This window comes from Caulobacter sp. 10L414 (genome assembly GCF_056395525.1).
Genome location: NZ_JBFTJR010000146.1, coordinates 1 through 468 on the forward strand (window position 1 = coordinate 1; position 468 = coordinate 468).

Sequence of the window (468 nt, forward strand, 5' to 3'; positions counted from 1 at the left end):
CGTCCGCTCCGGCTCCGGCCGCGCCGCGCGTCGAAGCGCCCCGCGCCGAGGCTCCGCGCCACAGCGCTCCGGGCCAGACCCGCACCTACGAACCCAGCCGTGAGCGCCGCGACGATCGTCCGACGACCACGACCTACCGGCCGACGCCGGGCGGCGAGCGCCCGCAAGGCGATCGTCCCCAAGGCGACCGCCCGCAGGGCGACCGTCCGTTCAACCAGCGCGCTCCGCGCCAGGACGGACCGTACAACCAGCGTGCGCCCCGTCAGGACGGCCCCTACAATCAGCGCGCTCCGCGTCCGGACGGCGACCGTCCGCGCGGCCCGCGTCCGGAAGGCGCCGGCGGCGGCTACCGCTCGGGCGGCGACCGCCCGCAGGGTGATCGTCCGCAAGGCGACCGTCCGCAGCAGACCGTCCGCTATTCGGCCCTGGCCCCGCGCCCGGCGCCGGGCGCCGGCCGTGGTCCTGGCG

The 468-nt window shown here is 78.4% G+C and carries 1 pseudogene; it reads left to right on the forward strand.

The window, feature by feature from the left end:
• A pseudogene (locus AC1DCG_RS25130) lies at positions 1-468 on the forward strand (translation initiation factor IF-2); the annotation flags it as partial.